Origin of the sequence: Pedobacter borealis DSM 19626 (assembly GCF_000708285.2) — a bacterium.
GTDB classification, from domain to species: domain Bacteria; phylum Bacteroidota; class Bacteroidia; order Sphingobacteriales; family Sphingobacteriaceae; genus Pedobacter; species Pedobacter borealis.
Genome location: NZ_JAUG01000178.1, coordinates 1 through 2,691 on the forward strand (window position 1 = coordinate 1; position 2,691 = coordinate 2,691).

The 2,691-nt window shown below is 39.6% G+C and carries 1 protein-coding gene; it reads left to right on the forward strand.

Annotated elements, in window-relative coordinates:
• The first annotated feature begins 472 nt into the window (after positions 1-472).
• Positions 473-2,617: a glycoside hydrolase family 97 protein gene (locus AW17_RS23255; protein ID WP_245235133.1), complete on the forward strand. Its 2,145-nt coding sequence runs from the start codon at positions 473-475 to the stop codon at positions 2,615-2,617.
• Positions 2,618-2,691 lie beyond the last annotated feature (74 nt).

Genomic DNA, 2,691 nt, shown 5'->3' on the forward strand with positions numbered 1-2,691 from the left:
TTGTTCTTTCCTGCAACTATTTTTTTTGATTTCTCCGGCCCTTGGGATTGACGGTGCTCTTCGGTTAAACCTGTGTTTTATTAGAGTTGGTTAGCAAAACGAATAAAACCCAAACCAAAAGATGTGTCCACACGATAGGTGAAAAACGGGAAAGGGGCGGGCTTTTCAGGGCTTCGCTCCGGTACCGATGAAAAATCGGTACTAAACCCTTACAATCCCTAACGCTAAGGTATTGCGTGACTAGACCTCGCAGGTTTTTAAACGGCTTAGCGCTCAATGAGGCCATTAATATGGTTCGTGTTGTCACGGACCGAAACATAGTAAAGTAGAAATACTTTTTGTATCAGGTTATACCGGATTAGTATCTAATTAAATATAAATTGTATTTAATTAAATGCGTTTTTATATTAGAGAAACCAAAACCTGCAAGTTCTAATGTATATAAATAGTAATAACAAAAATAAATGATAACATGAATAAGAAATCTAACCAATCCTTTAACCGCTTTAAAATCCTTACTTTAATATGCACTGTGCTATTTTTTGGGAATGTTTTCGGGAACGTTCCCGAAAAGAGTTTGAAGTCGCCGGATGGCAATTTAGTAGCCAGTTTTGCTTTGGCCGAAGGGGGAGTGCCAACCTATAGCCTAAAATATAAGGGTAAGGATGTAATTAAGACCAGTAAATTGGGATTGGAACTTAAAGACGGTAAATCTTTAATGAACGGTTTTGCCATAACCGATACTAAAACCAGTACTTTTAACGAAACTTGGAAACCAGTTTGGGGCGAAGTAAAAGAAATTGTAAATCATTACAACGAACTGGCAGTAACTTTAACGCAAAAGGAAACTAACCGCTATATCATTGTGCGGTTACGTTTGTTTAACGATGGCTTGGGTTTTAGATATGAATTTCCTGAACAAAAAAACTTAGATTATTTCGTAATTAAAGAAGAGAAAACCCAGTTTGCCTTAGCTGGCGATCATAAAGCTTTTTGGCTTCCGGGGGATTATGATACACAGGAATACAGTACGGTAACCTCAAACTTATCAGAAGTACGGAGTAAAATGAAAGCTGCGGTTACACCAAATGCGTCGCAAACTACTTTCTCACCAACAGGTTTACAAACGCCTTTAATGATGAAGAGTAAAGATGGTTTGTACATCAATATCCATGAAGCGGCATTGATCAACTATTCGCTAATGTCGTTAAATCTCGACGATAAAAATATGGTTTTAGAATCGTGGCTAACGCCAGATGCAGTTGGCGATAAAGGTTATTTGCAGGCACCCTGTTTATCGCCCTGGAGAACCATTATTGTGAGTGATAAAGCAGGTGACATTTTAACCTCAAAGCTAACCTATAATTTAAACGAGCCAACAAAATTTAAAGATGTATCGTGGATAAAGCCAACCAAGTATGTAGGTGTTTGGTGGGAAATGATTACAGGTAAAAGTACCTGGGCCTATAATGATTTAACCAGTGTGCAATTGGGCGTAACCGATTATGCCAAAACAAAACCCAACGGGAAACATGCTGCAAATACCGCACATGTAAAAGAATACATCGATTTTGCTGCTAAAAACGGATTAGATGCTGTTTTAGTTGAAGGCTGGAACGAGGGCTGGGAGGATTGGTTTGGTAAAACAAAAGATTATGTATTTGATTTTGTAACGCCCTATCCCGATTTCGATGTAAAAGAACTGCACCGTTACGCTGCAAGCAAAGGCATTAAAATGATTATGCACCATGAAACTTCTTCGTCGGTACGTAATTATGAGCGCCATTTAGATAGCGCTTATAAATTTATGAAAGCCAATGGTTACGATGCCGTTAAAAGCGGTTATGTAGGCAACATAATCCCACGGGGAGAGCATCATTATGGCCAATGGTTAAACAATCATTACCTGTATGCCATCCAAAAAGCTGCGGAATATAAAATAATGGTGAATGCACATGAGGCTGTTCGCCCAACAGGCCTGGCGCGTACTTATCCGAACTTAATCGGAAACGAATCGGCAAGGGGGACAGAATATGAAGCTTTTGGAGGCAATAATGCTGATCACACTACCATTTTACCCTTTACACGTTTAATAGGTGGGCCAATGGATTATACCCCAGGTATTTTTGAGACTAAAGTAAGTGCTTATAACCCTGAAAACACCTCTTTTGTGCATAGTACATTGGCCCGCCAGCTGGCACTTTATGTTACCATGTATAGTCCGCTGCAAATGGCTGCCGATTTGCCTGAAACTTATAACAAGTACATGGATGCTTTTCAGTTTATTAAAGATGTGGCGGTAGATTGGGACGATACCAAAGTTTTAGAAGCAGAGCCTGGCGATTATATCACTTTCGCACGTAAGGCTAAAGGTAAAAATAACTGGTTTGTTGGCCGCACCAATGATGAAGTGGCCCGAACATCTAAAATTGATTTTAGCTTTTTGGATCCTGGTAAAAAATATACTGCAACCATTTATGCCGATGCAAAAGATGCCCATTACGAAACCAACCCTAAAGCCTATACCATTCGCAAAATGGAGGTAACCAACAAAACTAAATTAGCTCAATATTGTGCACCAGGAGGAGGATACGCGATTAGCATTATGGCGAAATAATTTGATTAGGTGGTGTCAGTTGTTGCCAACTGACACTTTTTCGGCTAGTCGCAGCCTCTCGCTACGACTTTTTT

Coding starts and splice junctions, on each gene's coding strand:
- AW17_RS23255 (WP_245235133.1), top strand. CDS start 473: ATGAATAAGAAATCTAACCAATCCTTTAACCGCTTTAAAATCCTTACT.